Origin of the sequence: Paenibacillus sp. FSL R5-0713, assembly GCF_037973325.1 — a bacterium.
Lineage (GTDB): Bacteria > Bacillota > Bacilli > Paenibacillales > Paenibacillaceae > Paenibacillus.
Genome location: NZ_CP150229.1, coordinates 4,249,574 through 4,269,929, shown reverse-complemented (window position 1 = coordinate 4,269,929; position 20,356 = coordinate 4,249,574). Strand labels below are relative to the sequence as shown.

Genomic DNA, 20,356 nt, shown 5'->3' with positions numbered 1-20,356 from the left:
ATTACTGAGATGACTCGCGAGGATGGCATGAAGAATGGATTAGCGAAGATTTTGGAGGGCAGCCATCTGGAGCAAGCCGAAGCGCGAGATTTGATGTATTCGATTATGAGAGGTGAGGCAACGCCGGCTCAAATCGGAGGTTTGTTAATGGCGCTGCGTATGAAGGGCGAAACGGTGGATGAGATCACCGGTTTTGCTGAAGCGATGCGTGGTCAAGGCGGACGGATTCTCACGGATGGCAGCGGCTTGTTGGACACTTGTGGAACAGGCGGATCGGGAATTCATAAATTCAATATTTCCACGGCATCTGCCATTATTGCTTCCGCCGTCTCGGTTCGGGTCGCCAAACATGGCAACCGTTCAGCTTCAGGCAAAGCAGGTAGTGCAGATGTATTAGAGGCACTCGGTGTAAATATCCATCTGAACGGGGAACAGGCCAGACAATGTCTGGATGATATCGGAATTTGCTTCTGTTTTGCCCAAGTATATCACCCTTCCATGCGACATGCGGCAGGACCGAGAAAAGAGCTGGGTGTGCGTACCATTTTCAATATGCTCGGACCCTTAACCAATCCTGCGGGAGCAGATCGCCAATTGCTTGGCCTGTATGATCGTTCCCGGACGCCGATGATCGCTGAAGTGCTGAATCGTCTTGGTCTCAGAAGAGCGTTGGTCGTAGCCAGTCATGATGGTTTGGATGAAATCAGTATCTCGGCGCCAACTCAGGTATCTGAACTTCGCAATGGTGAAGTGCACACCTACGATATTGATCCACGTGATATGGGCTTGTCTCTGCATCCGCTCGAAGCGGTGCTTGGAGGAGATGCGGCACAGAATGCCGAAATTATTAAGAGGATCTTCCAGGGTGAGCAGAGTGCCTACCGTGATGTCGTACTGTTGAACGCTGGAGCATGCATCTACGTATCCGGTCTTGCAGATAGCATTGCTGAAGGGGTCACACTTGCCGCTGAAGCGGTAGATTCAGGCAAAGCTGCCGGGAAGCTTGAACAGTTAATTCATACAACGGAGGCGTACAGTCATGTATCTTGATCGAATCGTTGCAACCAAACATAAAGAAGTAGAAGTATTGGCACAGACATTTCGCATGGATGAGGCTATCCAAAAAATCGAACAACTACCCGCAACCCGGGGATTTGAACAAGCATTATCAAGCAGACGTAACCGCAAACTCGGCCTTATTGCTGAAGTGAAGAAGGCTTCACCATCCAAAGGGTTAATTCGCCCGGATTTTCATCCGGTAGAGATTGCTGCTGCTTATGAGCGAGCAGGTGCAGACTGCATCTCCGTATTAACGGATGTGTCGTATTTTCAAGGGAGCAACGAGTACTTGCAGGCGATCCATCAAGCGGTGAATATTCCGTTATTACGCAAGGATTTTATTATAGATGAGCGACAGATTGCCGAGGCAAGATTGCTGGGTGCGGATGCGATCCTGCTGATTGCCAGTATTCTGACACCTGAACAGATTCGTCAATATCTGGAATTTGCCAAAAGTTTGGGACTGGATGCCTTGATTGAAGTTCACGATCGAACAGAACTGGAGCAGGTATTGGAGATTCCGCAGGCCACACTTGTAGGCATTAATAACCGTAATTTGAAAACATTCGAAACCAGTCTGAGCACGACACTGGATTTGATGGAATTGATTCCAAGTGGGGTCACTTTGATTAGCGAAAGTGGTATTGACGGACCAGAATCAACAGTGCCTCTGATCCAAGCCGGTGTTCATGGTATTCTAGTAGGTGAGCATCTCATGCGTAAGGATGATGTCGAGGCGGCTGTATATGATCTGATGGGATCCAAATGATGAATACTTCCATACACGATGGCACAGGTGACAGTATGTCTGAACGGAGAAACCCGCTGCCAGCGGCCGTAAAAATATGTGGACTTCAGGACGTTGAAGTGCTAAAATCGATGATAAACTTGCCTGTGGATTACATTGGTGTTGTTTTTGCCAAATCACGCCGCCGAATCGAACCCGAGCAGGCTGCTGCATTAAGAACCGTGTTGTTCGAATGGTCTATCTATGATCGCCCGAAGCTTGCAGGTGTATTTGTGAATCCTACGCTCGAAGAGTTGGAACACATTATGGAGATTGCTCACCTGGATGTTATTCAACTGCATGGACAGGAGTCTGCGGAATTCTGCCATCAGGTCAAGCAGCGGTGGAATGCCGAAGTATTCAAGGTTTTTTCTTTTCCCAAAGATGAAACGGGTCCGGAAGCTGATGATGTAGCCGTAAGGGCTCTTGATGCTTACGATAAATTCGTTGATGCGATATTGCTTGATACCCATGATCCTCTATATGGAGGGGGCTCCGGGAAAACGTTTGCCTGGGAGCGAATTCCTGCCTATGCGGAATGGGCGAAAAGTCGCGAAATCTCTCTGTTCGTTGCAGGAGGTTTGCAGCCGGACAATGTACAGCAATTAATACAGACATATGCACCTTTCGGCGTCGATGTATCCAGTGGCGTTGAGACTGAAGGTGTGAAGGATATTGCCAAAATTACAGCATTCGTAGAAAGGGTGAAGCAGGCATGACACATCAATTGCCGGATCAACACGGGCGTTTCGGTCACTTCGGAGGCCGCTTTGTACCTGAGACACTAATGAACGCACTTATTGAGTTGGAGGAGGCATACAGCCACTTCTCTGAAGATGAGGAATTCAACAAGGAACTGAATTATCTGCTGAGCGAGTATTCTGGACGTGAAACCCCATTGTATCATGCAGAGCAATTGTCACGCCGATTGGGCGGACCGAAAATTTATCTGAAACGTGAAGATCTCAATCATACAGGCGCGCACAAAATTAATAACGCCATTGGACAAGGTCTGCTTGCCAAACGGATGGGCAAAAAGAAAGTTATTGCCGAAACGGGTGCAGGTCAACACGGCGTTGCAACGGCAACTGTAGCCGCATTGCTTGGACTGGAATGCAAAGTATTTATGGGCGAAGAAGATACAGAGCGCCAGCAGTTAAACGTATTTCGGATGAAGCTGCTCGGAGCAGAAGTAATTCCGGTTACGTCCGGAACACGGACACTGAAGGATGCTGGTAATGAAGCGCTTCGCTACTGGGTCAGCAATGTGGAGGATACGTTCTATGTGCTTGGATCAGTGGTTGGACCTCATCCATATCCGATGATGGTACGGAATTTCCAACGAGTGATTGGTGATGAGACTCGTCGTCAGATTCAGGAGATCGAAGGACGTTTGCCGGATGTAATTGTAGCAGCTGTCGGAGGAGGAAGTAATGCAATCGGCATGTTCTATCCATTTATCGGTGACCAGGATGTGAAGCTTGTTGGCGTTGAAGCCGCAGGCAAAGGGGTCGATACCGAGTATCACGCTGCGACGATGACCAAAGGTACGCATGGTGTGTTCCAGGGATCTATGAGTTACCTGTTGCAGGATGAGTATGGACAGGTTCAGCCAGCGCATTCCATCTCGGCCGGACTTGATTATCCGGGTGTTGGTCCGGAGCATTCCTATCTCAAGGATATTGAACGGGCAAAATATGTACCGATCACGGATCAGGAAGCACTTGATGCTCTGCAACTCCTATGTCGGACGGAAGGAATTATTCCTGCTCTGGAGTCTGCACATGCGGTTGCCCAAGTTGTCAAACTGGCGCCTGAACTCACAGCAGATGATATTGTAGTCATTTGTCTGTCGGGACGGGGAGACAAGGACGTTGAATCGATCATGAAATACACGGGAGGCGACTTGGGATGAATCTGATGGACCAGACCTTCCAGCAATTGAAGCAACAGAACCGAACGGCACTTATTCCATTCTTAACCGTGGGAGACCCGGATGTGGATACAACGATCGATATCATCAAGGAGCTTGAGCAGGCCGGAGCGGATATTTTGGAATTGGGTGTTCCTTATTCCGATCCACTTGCAGATGGTCCCGTCATTCAGCGTGCTTCCGAACGTGCGCTGAAAAGCCAGATTACCATTCGTACGGTTATGGAAACCGCAGCAAAAGCTCGTAAGGCAGGCGTGAAACTGCCGTTTGTGCTGTTCACCTATTATAATCCGGTCTTGCAGACCGGGTTGGATGTATTCTTTGAAGAATTGGTCAAACACGATATTAGTGGCATGATCATTCCGGACTTGCCAATTGAGGAAGCGGAAGAGATGCGACAACGTGCTAATCGCGCGGGAGTACATCTGGTGCCACTTGTTGCACCTACATCTAATGCACGGATTGAGCGGATTGTGAATGGAGCAAGTGGCTTTATCTATTGTGTATCTTCCCTTGGAGTAACCGGAGAGAGAGCTTCTTTCTTTGATGGGGTAGAAAGCTTCATTGAGACGGTGAAAAGTCTGACAGACGTCCCTGTAGCGGTAGGTTTCGGTATTTCTAGTCATGAGCAGGTGGAACATTTCTCCCGCATCTGCGATGGCGTTGTTGTAGGTAGTGCCATCGTTCGTCAGGTGGAAGACGCGATCCCTCTGCTTGGAAATCCGGACACGCGTGCAGAGGGACTGTTGCAAATTCGCAACTTTGTGGCACAATTGAAGGGATAGAGATGTCTTGAAAGTACATCCCTTGGACACGTGAGGTGCACGCTCATTCGTGTCTAACATTATTTCAATAACAGGAGGCGGTCGGGTTGAAACCGAAATCCCAGATTGTCAATCTGCCTGTGTACCAACCGGGCAAACCGATTGAAGAAGTGAAACGTGAACTGGGGCTTGAACAAGTCATCAAACTGGCCTCCAACGAAAACCCATACGGCAGTTCTCCTGCCGCCCTGGAAGCCATTACGAGAGAAATGACTAACATAAGCATATACCCAGACGGTAGCTCGGTTGAGCTGACTGGAGTTCTTGCCAAGCATCTTGGTATTGAACGGAACAACTTAATATTTGGTTGTGGTTCTGATGAGATTATTGCTTTGATCACGAGAGCTTTCTTCTTGCCGGGTGACGAGACCATCATGGCAGATCAGACATTCTCCGTATACAAAAGCAATGCCGATATTGAAGGAGCCGTTACCATCGAAGTGCCTCTTAAAGATGGAACGCATGATCTGAGCGCGATGCTTGCGCAAATCAACGACAAAACGAAAGCGGTCTGGGTGTGTAATCCAAATAATCCGACAGGTACGATTATCTCTGAGCAGGAACTTACAGCCTTTATGGACCGCGTACCTGCTCATGTGATGGTTGTGCTGGACGAAGCTTATTATGAATTCGTAACCGATGATGCATATCCGCAAAGTATACCATTGATCGAACGGTATCCGAACTTGGTCATTCTGCGGACATTCTCCAAAATTTACGGTTTGGCTTCGCTCCGGATCGGATACGGCATCGCACGTCCCGAAATTATTGATTTGATTAACCGTGTACGTGAACCGTTTAACACTTCCCGATTTGCACAGGTTGCGGCAACCGCTGCACTACTGGATCAGGATTTTGTTCAAGAGTGCTCGAAGCGGAATGCAACGGATCGGGATTTCCTGCAAAATGAATTTACACGGCTCGGATTGTCGTATTTCCCTTCACAGGGTAATTTCATTATGGTTGATCTGAACATGCCTTCGGCAACGGCGTTCCAATCCTTGCTGAAACAAGGCATTATCGTTCGCCCAGGATTCCACGTATACCCAACTTACATTCGTGTGTCCGTCGGAACATCAGAACAGAACCGTGCATTTGTCACGGCACTGGAGAACACGCTGGCTGAGAAGGCGGTAGCAAGCCCTTAATACTGGCGATGAAAGAGTGAGGACCCATGAAACTAAAAATTGCAATGATTGGTGTAGGACTCATCGGCGGTTCACTTGCGCTCTGCTTCAAAGGCAAGCCAGGTGTAACCGTGATGGGCTATGCCCACTTGGATGAACTGAAGGACAAGTACATAGCGAGCGGTGTAGTGGATGATGCTACGCTCTCTCTGGAAGAAGCGGTAGAGGATGCCGACTTTATTTTTTTGTGCGTTCCCGTAGGTTTGCTTGAGTCCTATTTCGAGAAGCTTTCCAGGCTGCCATTGAAGAAAGGATGTATCATCACGGATGTAGGAAGCACCAAGGCTTCCATTGCCGCTTGTGCCGAGCATGTGCGGCTGACTGACGCTTACTTCATTGGTGGTCATCCTATGGCAGGGTCGGAGCGTGCAGGCGTGGATGCGGCCTCAGCCGTGTTGTTTGAGAATGCATATTATGTCTTAACCCCTTCAGAGCAAGTACCTGAAGAAGCTTACAGCAGGTTGTCGGAGCTGCTTGCCTATACGCGCGCACAGATCGTGCGTGTGGAGCCTCTGCTGCACGATGACATCGTGGGTGCGATTAGTCATTTGCCACATGTTATTGCTGTTGCGCTGGTCAATCAGGTGCGTGAATATAATGAGTCAAATCCGCTGTATAAAATGCTGGCTGCAGGTGGTTTCCGGGATATTACCCGGATTGCGTCCAGTGATGCAATTGTATGGAGAGATATCTTGCTTAGCAACCGTGATGTCCTACTGGGCTTGCTTAAGGACTGGAATAGCCAAATGACGGCCTTTACGGATATGCTGGAACATAAGAACGGTGATGGCATAGAGGAAGCATTCCGTCAGGCCCGTGAGTTCCGCAGTGTATTGCCCGAACGACGCAAAGGCATGATCTCACCGTTATTTGATCTGTACACCGATGTCCAGGATGCTCCGGGTATGATTGGTAAGATCGCAACTGAGCTTGGGGCGAATGACATTAACCTGAGCAACTTGGAGATTATCGAAAACCGGGTGGATGTGCCGGGCATCATGCGTCTGTCTTTCCGTCAGGAAGAGGATATGGAACGAGCCAAGACATTGTTGGATTCCTTAGGCTATCAAGTGTGGGTATAAGACGAGAAAGGGGGCGAAAGCCCTCTTTTTTGTGGAGTTGCATTGGAGTTGTTATATGAATTTCCTCGGAAATCAAAGAGGGCGATATATAAAAGATGAATGCAAATATTAACCTCTAAACTAGAGGTAATTCCTTTTTGAAGACAAAAAAAAGACCGCTTACAAAAGCGGCCATTGCTCACGTGGAGCAATACAGTTATTGGATAGGAGTGGAGAGAAACCATACTGTACCCTTATTATATGTATACGTTTTCATTCTGTCAACACTTTAAATAAAATTGTTTGAATTAATTATATCTTTCGGTAATTCAGGATAATAACTCCTTTTTTTGAGGGCCTGAAATCAAAAAAATATCACATTTTTGTAACCTTTTTAGTACTTCGTCCGTCTATATATGAAAGGCTTACCAAAAAGGCTCTAAATGAAGTCATGAACGTGAAAATGACTGCATATGAATGACAGGTCGGGTTCTGTGGACAGCAATGGATTTGCCAGGATGATGCAGACCGTTGTACAATAAATACTGTTAATGTAGAAACGTTGGGGAAATTGCCATTACATAGGGGAATTTGGCGGGAAGGCCAGTTATGGCGCTGAACGCTGTTTATATGCGGTGAAAACCGCAACTTTTTTGTGCCTGTTCGGTAATACATGGATAGAGTCGAACGGGGAGAAGCACATGGATGGGCGAGGAGGGGTCGCACTCAAATGACGGATTCCCAGTTGATTCGAGAGATCAAGGAAGGTAACCTGGAGTTATATTCCGAGCTGATGAGTCGTTATCAGCGTAAAATACTGGCTTTCGTATATCATATGTTGAAAAGTTCCAATATGGAGCTGCTTGCGGAAGATCTCTGTTCTGAGACTTTCTATAAGGCGTTCCGCAGTCTGCACTCTTTCCGTGAGGTGGATGCCTCATTCTCAACCTGGTTATATACCATTGCGAGAAATACGGTACTGAGTGAGCTTCGCAAACAGCGCAGCGGAAATGTCCCACTTGAAGAGAGCGGGATTGTTCCCGTTGCTCCTTCGGAGAATGCACCGGAGTATGCTGTACTGCGCAGCGAGCGGGTGATGCTGGTTAGAGATGCGATTAACAACTTGCCGGAGAAGCAACGTTCTGCGATTATACTCCGCGAGTATGATCAACTAGACTACCAGGAGATTGCGAATATTCTTGGGCAGAGCGTCAGTTCTGTGAAATCGCTATTATTCAGAGCAAGATCAAGCGTAAAAACTCAATTGGAACCTTATTTCTTCGAACCGGTGTACGAGCCATATGAAGGGATGAAGAACCGATGAATTGCAATGATGCCCAGGAACAGTTTGCACTGGTCTGGGACTTGCCGGAGAATCATCCTCAGCGGATTGCATTTCATGCTCATCTCGCTGGTTGTGAAGACTGCTCCGAGCAGTTTGAGGTTTGGGAAGAAGCCCAGATCTTGCTGCACAGCATCCCGATTCCAGTGACAGAACAACAGGCAGAGAGAGTGAACCGTAACGTTATGGACCGGATTTATGCGGAGTCTCCATGGTTATTGCCGGAGGAGGCAAAGGTTAATCGTTTCTCTGCTGCGATCCGCAAGCATATGTCTTTGTGGATTGCCGCGTTCCTGGCTATTTTTTTATGCAGCTTTCTGTACATGGCAATGTTTAAGCCAGATGTGTCAGAAGCTGAGCAAACCAAAGTTGTTGCTACGGGTATTCTGGAGACAGGAGTTGCCGGAAGCGCACCTTCGTCATCTGGATTATATCAGTACGACATGACTGGAGCGGATAGAGGAAGCATTATCGAACCTTTTGTAGTGAGTATGGGACCTGCTTATCCGCAGTATTGGATGGCCCTGTCTTTACTTGCAATTGGAATGGCGTTATTTTCTCTTGGCCGTATGCATCGAACAACGAATAAACGTAAACAAAGTGCGAGTGCATAGGTAATAACCTTTCGTTCGCCGTGTGGAGAAATGAGGGATGTAAGTGCGAATCGGGCTTATTCGTCACGGTCTTACAGACTGGAATGCGGCAGGCCGTATACAGGGGCAGACTGATATACCTCTGAATGGGGAAGGTCGTGAACAGGCTGAGCGACTGGGAAGACGTCTGTTGACTGAAGATTACCTGTGGGACCATATCATCACAAGTGGATTATCGCGGGCACAGGAAACAGGGGAGATTATCTCCAAACTGTTAAATGTACCTATGCTTGAGCCGGACGCACGGTTGAAAGAAAGGGCTTTTGGTCAGATTGAAGGTCTGACGTCAGAAGAGCGGCTTGCCCGTTGGGGCCAATCCTGGGAGACATTGGACTTGGGACAGGAGAAGATTGCGGATATCCAGCTTCGTGCAATGGCGTTTCTGGAAGATCTATGGTCTGCCTATTCGGACCAAAACGTACTCATTGTCACTCACGGAGCTTTTCTGGCCAACCTGTTAACAGCTTTGTTTAAAGATCGGTATACGCAGCGGATTGGAAACCTGTCACTGACGATCCTGGAAAAGGAACGTGATGACTGGAGTCCGCTGTTATATAATTGCACACGACATCTGTCTTTGGACACAGCAAAACAACCTGAGTAATCCAACTTGGGTTGTTTTTTTTGCATTTTAGGGGGAATAAAGCCTTTATATGATTTCAAACCTCTCATTTTTCTTCTGATTGGCCGACTTGGGGCATAGTATGATTAACAATTAATTTCATAATTCACTAAAGATATTATGAAATTGATTCAAACATAAAAGATTTCCAAAAAGAGGTTTAGATTATGGGAATTCCGTCAACGATGTTTACAAAACCAAACTATTTCAGGCTCCGAATCAGCAGCCGAAGTAGTTAACGGGCGAGGCGATGGACCCATGAATCTAGCGGATATGCTTACTTTTGCCGATATTGGCCAGCTTAATCGAATTGCAGACTATTACCAATGTGAATGCAAACCCAACTCCAAACATGAACTCATCCAGAGTATTCTCACTACATTGGGCAGCAGACCCTTTTTTGAGCAGCAGGTACGACAACTGAATCAAGCAGATCAGCGCTTTTTGAACAACTTGTTGTTTGATCCTCGCCAGTATTATGGTATGGAAGAACTCATTGCCATAGCCCGTCAATCGATGGACAAAAAGGAGAGTGAGGCAGGCGCCAGTCCACGTGATCTCATCGTTCGCTTCAATAAGAGTGGATGGTTGTTCAATGGGACAACGCAGCAGACCAGGTATTTGTATCAGGTGCCACAGGATCTGAAATTAAGATTCAGGGATGTGTTATCCACACATCTGCGAGCAGGGATCACCAAAACAACGGAACCGCCCATGTATCGGGATGAGTATCATCTCTTAGCGGATGATCTCAAGTTGTTCTTACAGTTTGTCCAGCAGCACGAAATTGCCCTTAACGCTGAGGGCATGATGTACCGGCGCTCTCAACAGCAGATTATGGAGCATCTACACATTAGTGAGGAATTGGTGGGCAAAGGTGGCTGGAGATTCGGATATGGTCGTTCATTTAAGGATTACCCGGATCGTTTTGCACTTCTCTACGACTATGCATTTCACCACCGGCTGGTTCGTGAGGAGCAAGGCATGCTGAAGCTGTCACCAACCGGAGAAGACAAGCTGGGGGCTGAGAAAACGGCCGAAATGATACAGCTATTTAGGTTTTGGTTAAGATTGTATAAAGGTGCTATTCCCAATCTGTCCTCTATTGTGTATTGGACAGGCGAATGTGCCTTGGAATGGTCGACCGCCGAGTCGCTGTTTCGTCAGATCGGTCCATTCATTCAGCCGTTCTATTATGATACGGCGGAGGCCATCTATGATAACAGAATTGTTAAAATGATGTTGCATCTTGGCATGGTCCGAATTGGGGAACATGAGGAAGGTCGGACGATACAAATGACAGCTTGGGGTTCACGTCTTGCTGCATCCTGTCGCTCCATTTCAGGAGACGTTACACCTATTATGTTTGACAAGTGAAGGACAAGTTGCTAAAATCACTCCCAAATTAAGGAGTGATAATAATGATAATTCCATACAAAGGCCTACAACCTCAGTTACACTCTTCGGTATATATAGCTGAAGGTGCGAAACTAATTGGTGATTTGAGAATGGGAGAAGAGTCTTCCGTCTGGTTCAATGCGGTCCTGCGGGCTGATTTGGCTCCTATTGTCATTGGAAAGCGCTGTAATATTCAAGATAATGTTGTTGGGCATGTCAATACGGATCAACCTTTAATTGTGGGAGATGATGTTTCCGTAGGACACACAGCGATCATTCATGGTTGTCGTATTGGAACAGGATCATTAATCGGCATGGGAGCCATTCTGCTGAATGGAGCAGACATTGGGGAATATACGCTGATTGGAGCCGGTTCTGTTGTTACTGAGAATAGTAAAATTCCGCCCTATACTCTTGCTTTGGGGACACCTGCCAAAGTGATACGTGAGTTGACTGATGCTGATCTGGAGCGGATGTCCAGAACTTCACTGGGTTATGTCACCAAAGGAAAAGAATATAGGAGCTCTTAAATCCGTTTTGGAGGTGCATCCTATTGGATAAAATGAAAGTTACGTATGAAGTCATGTTGGGGCTAGCAGCTGAGATGGTGTGGGACGAAGCGCTTCGCAAACAGCGCAGCGAGAAGCTCTATTTGGAAATCGATAAAGCGTTAGCTACCGGAGACGAAGTAGCTTTCCGGAGTCTGACGGATGAACTGAGGACCATAAACTGATGGGCAAAATAGTTCCTTTCTGAGATAAAAGGGAATGCGCAGATGCGTGTTTCCTTTTTTGATATGTGAAATTACGAAATGAATGTCTGGATTTATAAGAAATGGTCATATATAATATGGGAATAAAATGGATAGAGAGGGGATATAGGGAATTGAAATTCAGTGAGATGACTCAAGACAGCTGGGCTGAACTGCAACTCTATCTGGATACATGCCTTATTCCATATACAGCTCTTAGCGGTGAGCAGTCGCCGGTTGAAGTTACCGAGGCATTGGAGCGGCTGAGAGATTTTCTGGATCTGGTCGAAATTCCTTTCAAAGGGAGAATCATGACTTATCCAGCCTTTCACTATGCTAATCCAGAATTGTCAATGACATTAAATTCCTTGTCTTCACAGCTTAAGTCTTCCGGATTCAAATATGTGGTTATTATGTCATCAGATGGTCAATTAAATGAGGTGGAAATTCCTTCTGCTGATCTGGTTTTGAGTCGGTCCGTATTAACTCATGAGGTCGGAGAAGAGGGCATTGCGAGATTTGTAGGGGGAAAGATACGAGAGTTGTGGAAAAAATAGTTTTTGGCGACAAATGTGACAATTTTACAACATTTTTTTAATAACGCTTACAAATGAACCTTAAAAATGTGTGACAAATTCTTGACGGTGTTCTAGGGCTACTATATGATTATGTATGTTCTAGTAAGTCGTGGAATTTATGAAAATGAAAACGGTTGAGAGAGTTGGCTGAAAAAGGGGGTTGGAGACAGTATGAGCAGTGAGCATGACCACCACGAAGCTTCATTGAAATTGCCAAGCCGCATGGAGATGTCACGCAGGCAGTTTTTGACCTACACGCTTGGTGGAGCTACAGCCTACATGGCCGCCGGTGCAATCCTTCCTATGGTCCGTTTTGCGGTGGACCCGATTTTGCAACATAAGGGAGAAGGCACCTCTGTCAAAGTAGCTGAAATCAGCAAAATTACGAATGAGCCTCAAGAATTCACCTTTGAACTTAAACAACAGGATGGTTGGTATCTGAGTAATGCATCGTTAGTGGCGTGGATTCGCAAAGACGAGCAGGGTAAAATTTATGCACTTTCACCTATCTGTAAACATCTGGGATGTACAGTAGGCTGGAATAGTGACAAACAGTACCCTGACGAGTATCATTGCCCCTGCCATGGCGCGCACTATGACAAGGAAGGCAAGAATCTTGCCGTAGCCCCCAAACCGCTGGATGAGTACGTAGTCAAGGAAGAGCAGGGTTGGGTATATCTGGGCGACATTGTTCCGAACACCCGAGTGAATTAGGAGGCGTGAACGCAGATGTTTAAAAATGTCTATGACTGGATTGACGAGCGTCTCGATATCACGCCAATATGGCGGGACGTTGCGGATCATGAAGTTCCAGAGCATGTAAATCCGGCTCATCACTTTTCCGCATTCGTGTACTGCTTTGGTGGATTGACGTTCTTTATTACTGTTATTCAGATTCTGTCAGGCATGTTCCTGACCATGTATTACGTACCTGATATTATCAATGCCTACGCAAGTGTGGAGTATTTGCAGACCAAAGTAGCCTTCGGCCAAATTGTTCGCGGCATGCACCACTGGGGAGCCAGTCTGGTTATCGTAATGATGTTCTTACATACGATGCGTGTGTTCTTTACAGGCTCTTACAAGGCACCGCGTGAAATGAACTGGGTTGTCGGCATGCTGATCTTTTTCGTCATGTTGGGCCTGGGTCTGACAGGGTACTTGTTGCCATGGGATAATAAAGCCTATTTCGCAACAAAAGTAACACTGGAGATTGCCAATACGGTTCCTTGGTTGGGACCAATTATTAAAGAATTCCTGCAAGGCGGTACGATTGTTGGTGCACAGACACTAACCCGATTCTTTGCCCTGCACGTATTCTTCCTCCCCGCTGTGCTTCTGGTGCTTCTGGTCGGACACTTTATCATGATCCGCAGACAGGGCATTTCGGGACCACTATAAACGAAAGAAGGGAGGAATCGCAATGGCTCACGGACATAAGAAGCATGATGAGGAAAAGGTTATCTTTGTCGGTGATTCACGGGTTCGTAAAGGTGCGGGATTCATTACCCCGCCTGATTACACGGCGTATCCCGGCAAATCAGAAGCCTTTATTCCTAACTTCCTGCTGAAAGAATGGATGGTTGGTGTCGTTGTATTGGTGGGGATTTTAGTACTAACGATCTCAGAACCTGCACCTTTGGGGTATCCGGCCAATCCAAGCGCATCCGTTATACCTATGCCGGACTGGTACTTCCTTTTTCTGTATCAGTACTTGAAGTATCCATACGCATCGGGCGATTACGTGTTGCTCGGGGTACTGGGGGTCAGCGGGGTCGCTTTTGGAGCGTTGCTGCTGGCACCATTTCTGGACACAGGTAAGGAGCGGCGTTTCTATAAGCGCCCCATTGCTTCATCACTGATGATTCTGTCGGTCATTTCTGTATTCTATCTGACGAATGTAGCGTGGACACACTACGAGCATGAGTTGGAAGCAAGTGGACAGAAGCCTGAACATATTCAACGTGAAGAAGAAGCACTGGAGAGGCGTGAACAGGGGCTCCCTCCAGTTTCCAATGCACCTGGACAGCAAGAAGAAGTTGCGATCGTGGAACAGGATGATCCTGCAATGGAAACGTACAAGAAGGCTGGGTGTATTGGCTGCCATGCGGCTGATATGAAGGGGGCAAGTGGACCTTCACTTCGGGGTGTAGGTGACAAGCACAGCCAGGAAGAGATTCTGACCATTATCAAAGAAGGCTACAACGAGATGCCTGCGATGTACAATCAAGCGATTGCTCAAGGTGTAACGGATGAAGAGATTACTCATCTGACCGAATGGCTTGCGAAACAGAAAGCAGAACAGTAAAATCGAAATAACCAATGAAACCTGATCGTTTATGCGGTCAGGTTTTTTTGAAGTGTTTTTTGGACAGCACTGTATGTGCGCAATATATGATGAAGGAAGGGGCAGGGAATGTGGCTTTATCGTATTTCTGGAGCAGGGAGTTTCTGACCAATCGTTATTTCCTGTGGCTATTATTTTGGTGTAATGCGGTAGGAACGGTATACGGATACATCTGGTACGGAGAGCAAATGAAATTGACGCTGGCTGAGCAACCGGTGTGGCAGATCGTATTTGTGCCAGATAGTCCAACAGCGAGTTTGTTTTTTACTTTAGCGTTGCTATGGATCTTGTACCCACCACGGTCCATCGTTATCAAACGGATCGGACATGTGATTCAGGCGCTTGCTGTGGTCACATCTGTGAAATATGGCGTGTGGGCCGTATCCATTATTTTCGCTGGCTGGATGCAAGGTGGAACACAGCACTGGCAAGACTGGATGTTGATTGCTTCGCATAGCGCAATGGCGATTGAAGCTCTTATATATGTACGCTTTTTGGGCTTCCGATGGGCTGCCCTTGTCGTTGCAGGTTTCTGGACGCTGTTGAACGATACAATGGATTATACATATGATATTTACCCTTGGTTACCCGCCTCCCTCTATGATCATGTAGATGGTGTGCGTAATTTCACATTCGGACTGACACTGGTGAGCATTCTGTGCGCGTGGCTAGCCTTAAGACAGGCAAGACGTACCTGATCTCATACTTTGGGGAGTGAATAACAGTCTCATGAAGAGTCGCTATTTTAGCGGCTTTTTCTATGTCACAAATCCAGTAGCTACGGAATCCTCTTCTGCTTGTTCTAACGAGTTGTCCCCCGCCATACATTGGTGGTGGGAGGGATGTCCATGAAGAGAACGTTTGGGATCAAAACCGGCTTATTGGTGGTATCGTTCATGGCTCTGCTGCTTTGGACGAACTTAGCATATCGTGTATCCGCGCAAAGTGAAGGACTGAATTCCATTTCGGATCAGCAAGTGTCCACTAGCAATTCAATTGCACAACTTAATGAAGAAGCAGCCATTTTGTATCGTCAGGCACTGGAGAACAATATTGAAGAAGTGCGAGGAAGCATTCTGCGTATTAGTAAAAGTCTGGAGCATATCTCCTTTGAGGGACAAACGACAGTCGAAGGCATTCACGCCTTATCCGAAACCATAGTTGAAGTGAAACAAGCCGTTGTGAAGGTGAAAAATGACGACGCTTCTCTTCAGCAGTCCTCTGCCAAACTCAGACTTGCAGCAGATAGTCTCGCGAATCCAACCAAGCCTTTATGGCTTCAGTATTATAAAATCGTGAAAAACGATCTGGATGCTTTGTCCGCTGCTACAGATCAAGGGCAAACTGCGGCTGTGCTGGCAAATCGCTACACCGTTTTGGAGGAGCATTATGAGACGATACGTCCTGCCGCTCTGATTCGACGTGAACCGTATGAAATTGCTCAGATGGACGCTTGGTTATCTCATACCAAAGGGCTTACCGCTGCAAAACAGCCTGATCTGGCTCAGTTAAAGAGCATGGTGGGCCACGGTGAGGAACTGGTGAACCAGTTATTTGGTCGCGAGAAGGACGAGAGTGCCTTTGTACCGTTTGTACAAGGCCCTGATCGAAGGGCAGCCGGGCTGCTGATAAGTTCGGTCATTGTGGCGACGCTAAGTTACGCCGGATATCGTAAATATCGTGCACAGCAGCAGGGGATTTTTCCTTTTCGGCGCTAATTGGATATAAACGTGATCGTGGTATATTTATTATACAAAAAGACCTCTTTCGCATAAACAGCCACGGTAACGGCTCTTCATGTGAAAAGAGGTCTTTTTGTAGTTTCTACAGCATGTCAGCTTTCTTTGAAACCTTCTCCATGTACATCGTGAACATCGCTGATGATGACAAAAGCTCTGGGGTCTATGGAACGTACAATAGTCTGCAGACGCCGGAACTCTTGCCTGGAGATCACACAGTAGGCCATGTGTTTGGCCTGTTTAGAGTATGCGCCAATGGCTGGAATGAGGGTAACGCCACGATCCATATCCCGTGTGATCTGGTCCGCAATCTCGGGTGCATGGTCACTAATGATCATAAATGCCCGGGCAGAATATGCACCTTCCTGAATAAAGTCGATGACTTTGGAAGCGATGAATACAGCTACGAGCGTATACAGGATTTTTTCTTTGGGGATGTAGATGAGAGAGAGACCGATAATAACAAAATCGATGCCAAGCAATACCCGTCCCATACTCCACCCATACTTGCGATTTAGAATGCGAGCAATGATGTCTGAACCGCCCGTCGTTCCACCCCAACGAAATACGATGCCAAGACCGGCTCCAAGGGTGACACCTGCATATAGTGCAGCTAACAGCAAGTCATTCTCGGTATGTAATGGTTCAATCCAGCCCAGATGAATCAACTTTTCAAACAACCATAGAAAAACGGTCAAAGCCCCGATTCCGATACCCGTATAGATCATCTGTCTGCCGCCCAAAATTTTGAGCCCGATCAGAAAGAGGGGGACATTAAGAATCAAGGTCGTTAGAGAAGGTGAGATGCCGAAAGCATAATTAATCAGCACGGTAACCCCGGTGAGGCCACCTTCCATAAGCTGGTTAGGGATAATAAAATAGAGGAGCCCAAAGGCATATAAGGCTGTACCCAACAGGATGGGGAGTACCAGTTTAACTTGAACCCAGGTTTTGGCAGTGCTCATAAGATCCCTCGCTGTATATAAATTAGAATGAAGAAGCAATCATTCCCATCCTAGTATACCTGTTTATTGATTCTTTAAAAATGATTTGTCGCTGATGATGGTGGAAGTGAATCTAAATAACTGATATTATTAGGAACAAATACGACATCATTTCAAAAGGAGAATCCGTTCTCATGGAGAAAAGCATCGCAGAAATGCAGCGTGAGGTTGATCAGTATATCTCCCAGTTCAAGGAGGGGTATTTCAGTCCTCTGGCCATGCTGGCCCGGATGTCTGAAGAGGTTGGGGAGCTTGCCAGGGAAGTGAATCATGAGTTTGGCGAGAAGCCAAAGAAATCTTCCGAAGCAGACAATTCCATTGAACTTGAGCTTGGAGATATTTTATTTATCACGATTTGTTTTGCGAACTCACTCGGCATTGATCTGGCTGAGGCGCACGACAAAGTCATGCATAAATTTAACACCCGCGATGCCAATCGGTGGACTCCCAAAAACACCGATTAGGCGTAGATTACATATGCTGTACCATCACCCGATCGGGGAGGGTCAGCTTAATGATGAAACCGGAAGAATATATGCAGCAGGCTTACCGCTGTATATTGCAAAATGATTTTGAGCAGGCGATTCGTTGGTTCGAGTCAGCCATTCACGCTCATCCCAAACATGCGGAGTTATATTATCGCTGTTCCATTACCCACGCCCGCAGCAAGCATCTGGTTCCGGCGCTTGAATATGCGCGTAAGGCGGTTGAATTGTCGCCAGGAACAGAAGAGTATATATTACATCTGCAGACGCTGGAAGCGAAACAATTGACCTCCAGAGCGAAGTTGCTGTTGGAGCAGGCGGGTATTGCAACAAAGGAGCGCTATGTGGAAGCGTCAACGCTTCTGCAAGAAGCGGTCAAACTTGATCCGCTCTCCGTGGAAGCTCATGTTATGCTTGCGCTGGCTTACAGTGATTTGAATGAATTTGACTATGCCATTCAGGTGCTGCGTGAGGCAATTTTGCTGGACCCGCAGAATGGGCAGCTGCATCAGATGTTACAGGAAATCAAGCAACGTATGAAATCCATTCAATAAGAATTCATTTTGCAAAGATTCTTTTGAGTTGAAATGGATTCAACGATATGATCCAACATAGCGAGGAGATGCAGTCAATATGAGTGAAGTAATTAGAGTTGCCGTGATCGGAGCGGCTGGCCGAATGGGCCGTGAAGTTGTGAAATTGGTACTTCAGGACCCGGAATTGGAGCTTGCAGCGGCTGTCAACCGCTCCGGAGCAGGCACGGATGCAGGAACCCTTGTTGGTTTGCCGGAGTGTGGAGTGCTGGTGACTGATGATATCGAAATGGCGTTTGCCGAAACAAAACCTCAGGTTATGGTTGATTTTACAGTGCCGCAATATGCATTTGCACATACCGAGATCGCGATTCGTCATGGGGTTAGACCTGTCATGGGTGTTACCGGCTTTACGCCGGAGCAGATTGAACAGTTGGACAAGCAATGCCAGGACAAAGGAATTGGAGGGCTTATTGCCCCTAACTTCTCGATCGGTGCCATTCTGATGATGCGATTCGCAGCACAGGCTGCCAAACATATGCCGAATGTGGAGATTATCGAATATCACGGGGATCAGAAGCTGGATGCTCCTTCCGGAACAGCGATCAAAACGGCTGAACTGATTGCTGCCAATCGGGAAGAACTTCGCCAGGGTAACCCTAATGAGGAAGAAACGATCGAAGGATCACGTGGCGGTTATTACAACGGCTTCCGAATCCACAGTGTACGACTGCCTGGCGTATTCGCACAGCAGGAAGTTGTTTTCGGAGACTATGGACAGTCACTCAAAATTCGGCATGACTCCTACGAGCGCGCAGGTTATATGCCTGGTGTTAAGATTGGTGTGCAAAAGGTTATGGAATATACAGGAATGATCTACGGATTTGACCACTTTATCGACTAAAAGGAGATTGTCATGTTGAAAATAGCATTTATCGCCCATGATCGTAAAAAAGAAGAGATGGTTAATTTCGTGACAGCATATGAGCCTGTTTTTACGGACCATCAATTGTATTCTACAGGAACCACAGGCCTTCGTATTATGGAAGGAACCTCTCTGAAGATTCATCGATTTGAATCAGGCCCATTGGGCGGAGATCAGCAGATTGGAGCTTTGGTTGCGCAAAATGAGATGGATCTGATTATATTCCTGCGAGATCCACTGATGGCACAACCTCACGAGCCGGATATCAATGCATTGTTACGTCTTTGTGATGTGCAGGGAATTCCACTTGCCACGAATATCGCAACCGCTGAGATTCTGGTTAAGGCACTGGATCGTGGCGATTTTGCCTGGAGAGAGCTGGTACATAAATACAAGCCGGAGGCTGGATTGAATTCAGGTGATTCCGAATGAGTCTGGATATTCTCATCTTTGGAGCTCATGCGGATGATGCGGAGATTGGTATGGGTGGAACGATTGCCAAACATACCGCTGCTGGCTTGAAAGTAGGCGTGTGTGATCTGACTCGTGCTGAGATGTCCTCCAACGGAACAGTAGGGCGCAGAACCGAGGAAGCGGAGCAAGCCTCCCGCGTCCTCGGTCTTTCGTGTCGAACGAATCTGGGGCTTCCTGATCGTGGGTTGTATCTTACTCCAGAACATGTACAGGCAGTAACGGCTGAGATCCGCCGTCATGCCCCTCGGATGGTATTTGCTCCCTATTGGGAAGATCGTCATCCGGATCATGTCAATTGCAGTAAGCTTGTGCAGGAGGCTGTTTTTAATGCCAAGCTTCGGAACTACATGCCAGATATGCCTGCCGTGCAGGTGAAGGAACTTTATTTTTACTTTATTAATGACATTGGACCTACGGATTTGATTGTAGATATTACGGAACACTATGAGCAAAAAGAAACTTCATTGCTCTCTTATCGTTCCCAATTCGAACTGGGAGACGGAGCGGTCTCGACGCCATTGAATCAGGGGTACATTGAACGTGTAAGAGCCCGTGATTCGTTGCTCGGACAACGAAGTCTCATCTCGTTTGCAGAAGGTTTTGCTACAATTACGCCTTACGTGGTTCATCAATTTGGCCCGAGTGCCCAATAAA

Annotated in this window: 25 protein-coding genes; 24 read left to right on the top strand and 1 reads right to left on the bottom strand. The window is 47.0% G+C overall.

Annotated elements, in window-relative coordinates; all coding sequences use genetic code 11:
- The first annotated feature begins 9 nt into the window (after window positions 1-9).
- From trpD to MKZ12_RS18850, 19 genes are all read left to right on the top strand, one after another.
- Window positions 10-1,050, top strand: coding sequence for an anthranilate phosphoribosyltransferase (trpD, locus tag MKZ12_RS18940; protein ID WP_339261467.1), 1,041 nt, complete (start codon window positions 10-12; stop codon window positions 1,048-1,050).
- On the top strand, window positions 1,040-1,828 hold the full coding sequence (gene trpC / locus MKZ12_RS18935; protein ID WP_339256130.1) for an indole-3-glycerol phosphate synthase TrpC: 789 nt from the start codon (window positions 1,040-1,042) through the stop codon (window positions 1,826-1,828). Before trpD ends, trpC begins: the two co-directional genes overlap by 11 nt.
- A 35-nt stretch (window positions 1,829-1,863) precedes the next feature.
- Window positions 1,864-2,565: a phosphoribosylanthranilate isomerase gene (locus MKZ12_RS18930; RefSeq protein WP_339235200.1), complete on the top strand. Its 702-nt coding sequence runs from the start codon at window positions 1,864-1,866 to the stop codon at window positions 2,563-2,565.
- Window positions 2,562-3,761: a tryptophan synthase subunit beta gene (gene trpB, locus MKZ12_RS18925; RefSeq protein WP_215076005.1), complete on the top strand. Its 1,200-nt coding sequence runs from the start codon at window positions 2,562-2,564 to the stop codon at window positions 3,759-3,761. Before MKZ12_RS18930 ends, trpB begins: the two co-directional genes overlap by 4 nt.
- Window positions 3,758-4,564 (top strand): tryptophan synthase subunit alpha, encoded by an 807-nt coding sequence (trpA, locus tag MKZ12_RS18920; RefSeq protein ID WP_339235196.1) that lies wholly within the window; start codon window positions 3,758-3,760, stop codon window positions 4,562-4,564. Before trpB ends, trpA begins: the two co-directional genes overlap by 4 nt.
- An 86-nt stretch (window positions 4,565-4,650) precedes the next feature.
- Window positions 4,651-5,751, top strand: coding sequence for a histidinol-phosphate transaminase (gene hisC, locus MKZ12_RS18915; RefSeq protein WP_339256128.1), 1,101 nt, complete (start codon window positions 4,651-4,653; stop codon window positions 5,749-5,751).
- Window positions 5,752-5,777: 26 nt separating this feature from the next.
- Window positions 5,778-6,872, top strand: coding sequence for a prephenate dehydrogenase (locus MKZ12_RS18910; RefSeq protein ID WP_339256126.1), 1,095 nt, complete (start codon window positions 5,778-5,780; stop codon window positions 6,870-6,872).
- Window positions 6,873-7,581: 709 nt separating this feature from the next.
- Window positions 7,582-8,175: a sigma-70 family RNA polymerase sigma factor gene (locus MKZ12_RS18905; RefSeq protein ID WP_062835180.1), complete on the top strand. Its 594-nt coding sequence runs from the start codon at window positions 7,582-7,584 to the stop codon at window positions 8,173-8,175.
- Complete coding sequence (locus MKZ12_RS18900) at window positions 8,172-8,807, top strand: hypothetical protein (protein WP_339256124.1); 636 nt, start codon at window positions 8,172-8,174, stop codon at window positions 8,805-8,807. The genes MKZ12_RS18905 and MKZ12_RS18900 overlap by 4 nt, the downstream gene beginning before the upstream one ends.
- A 43-nt stretch (window positions 8,808-8,850) precedes the next feature.
- Complete coding sequence (locus MKZ12_RS18895) at window positions 8,851-9,450, top strand: histidine phosphatase family protein (protein WP_339256123.1); 600 nt, start codon at window positions 8,851-8,853, stop codon at window positions 9,448-9,450.
- A gap of 276 nt (window positions 9,451-9,726) precedes the next feature.
- Entirely contained in the window at window positions 9,727-10,845 is a 1,119-nt protein-coding gene (locus MKZ12_RS18890; protein ID WP_339256121.1) for a hypothetical protein, read from the top strand.
- A gap of 44 nt (window positions 10,846-10,889) precedes the next feature.
- Window positions 10,890-11,396 (top strand): gamma carbonic anhydrase family protein, encoded by a 507-nt coding sequence (locus MKZ12_RS18885; protein ID WP_339235180.1) that lies wholly within the window; start codon window positions 10,890-10,892, stop codon window positions 11,394-11,396.
- Window positions 11,397-11,419: 23 nt separating this feature from the next.
- Entirely contained in the window at window positions 11,420-11,599 is a 180-nt protein-coding gene (locus MKZ12_RS18880) for an IDEAL domain-containing protein (protein ID WP_017687723.1), read from the top strand.
- A gap of 152 nt (window positions 11,600-11,751) precedes the next feature.
- Window positions 11,752-12,174 carry a DUF2487 family protein gene (locus tag MKZ12_RS18875; protein WP_339256119.1) on the top strand — a complete coding sequence of 141 codons (423 nt, stop codon included), beginning with the start codon at window positions 11,752-11,754 and terminating at the stop codon, window positions 12,172-12,174.
- A gap of 192 nt (window positions 12,175-12,366) precedes the next feature.
- Complete coding sequence (locus MKZ12_RS18870; protein ID WP_017687725.1) at window positions 12,367-12,909, top strand: ubiquinol-cytochrome c reductase iron-sulfur subunit; 543 nt, start codon at window positions 12,367-12,369, stop codon at window positions 12,907-12,909.
- 15 nt (window positions 12,910-12,924) lie between these two features.
- Window positions 12,925-13,596, top strand: coding sequence for a cytochrome b6 (locus MKZ12_RS18865; protein WP_017687726.1), 672 nt, complete (start codon window positions 12,925-12,927; stop codon window positions 13,594-13,596).
- Between the two features lie 22 nt (window positions 13,597-13,618).
- Window positions 13,619-14,503, top strand: a complete 885-nt coding sequence (locus MKZ12_RS18860) for a c-type cytochrome (RefSeq protein ID WP_339256117.1) — start codon at window positions 13,619-13,621, stop codon at window positions 14,501-14,503.
- A gap of 110 nt (window positions 14,504-14,613) precedes the next feature.
- Window positions 14,614-15,240, top strand: a complete 627-nt coding sequence (locus MKZ12_RS18855; RefSeq protein WP_339256115.1) for a DUF1405 domain-containing protein — start codon at window positions 14,614-14,616, stop codon at window positions 15,238-15,240.
- Window positions 15,241-15,390: 150 nt separating this feature from the next.
- On the top strand, window positions 15,391-16,260 hold the full coding sequence (locus MKZ12_RS18850; RefSeq protein ID WP_339256113.1) for a sporulation protein YpjB: 870 nt from the start codon (window positions 15,391-15,393) through the stop codon (window positions 16,258-16,260).
- Window positions 16,261-16,376: 116 nt separating this feature from the next.
- Here the strand turns inward: MKZ12_RS18850 and MKZ12_RS18845 are convergent, their stop codons facing one another.
- The gene (locus MKZ12_RS18845; RefSeq protein WP_253438555.1) at window positions 16,377-17,246 is read right to left on the bottom strand and encodes a YitT family protein; all 870 of its coding nucleotides are present in this window, start codon (window positions 17,244-17,246) and stop codon (window positions 16,377-16,379) included.
- Window positions 17,247-17,419: 173 nt separating this feature from the next.
- Between MKZ12_RS18845 and MKZ12_RS18840 the strand changes: the two genes are divergently transcribed.
- The 5 genes from MKZ12_RS18840 (at window position 17,420) to bshB1 (ending at window position 20,355) form a co-directional block, all read left to right on the top strand.
- Complete coding sequence (locus MKZ12_RS18840; protein WP_339256111.1) at window positions 17,420-17,749, top strand: nucleotide pyrophosphohydrolase; 330 nt, start codon at window positions 17,420-17,422, stop codon at window positions 17,747-17,749.
- Window positions 17,750-17,799: 50 nt separating this feature from the next.
- Window positions 17,800-18,324 (top strand): tetratricopeptide repeat protein, encoded by a 525-nt coding sequence (locus MKZ12_RS18835; RefSeq protein ID WP_339256109.1) that lies wholly within the window; start codon window positions 17,800-17,802, stop codon window positions 18,322-18,324.
- Window positions 18,325-18,403: 79 nt separating this feature from the next.
- On the top strand, window positions 18,404-19,207 hold the full coding sequence (gene dapB / locus MKZ12_RS18830) for a 4-hydroxy-tetrahydrodipicolinate reductase (RefSeq protein ID WP_339235159.1): 804 nt from the start codon (window positions 18,404-18,406) through the stop codon (window positions 19,205-19,207).
- A gap of 12 nt (window positions 19,208-19,219) precedes the next feature.
- A complete protein-coding gene (gene mgsA / locus MKZ12_RS18825; protein ID WP_017687735.1) occupies window positions 19,220-19,660 on the top strand; it encodes a methylglyoxal synthase in 441 nt (146 codons plus the stop codon).
- Window positions 19,657-20,355: a bacillithiol biosynthesis deacetylase BshB1 gene (bshB1, locus tag MKZ12_RS18820; protein WP_339256107.1), complete on the top strand. Its 699-nt coding sequence runs from the start codon at window positions 19,657-19,659 to the stop codon at window positions 20,353-20,355. The genes mgsA and bshB1 overlap by 4 nt, the downstream gene beginning before the upstream one ends.
- Window position 20,356 lies beyond the last annotated feature (1 nt).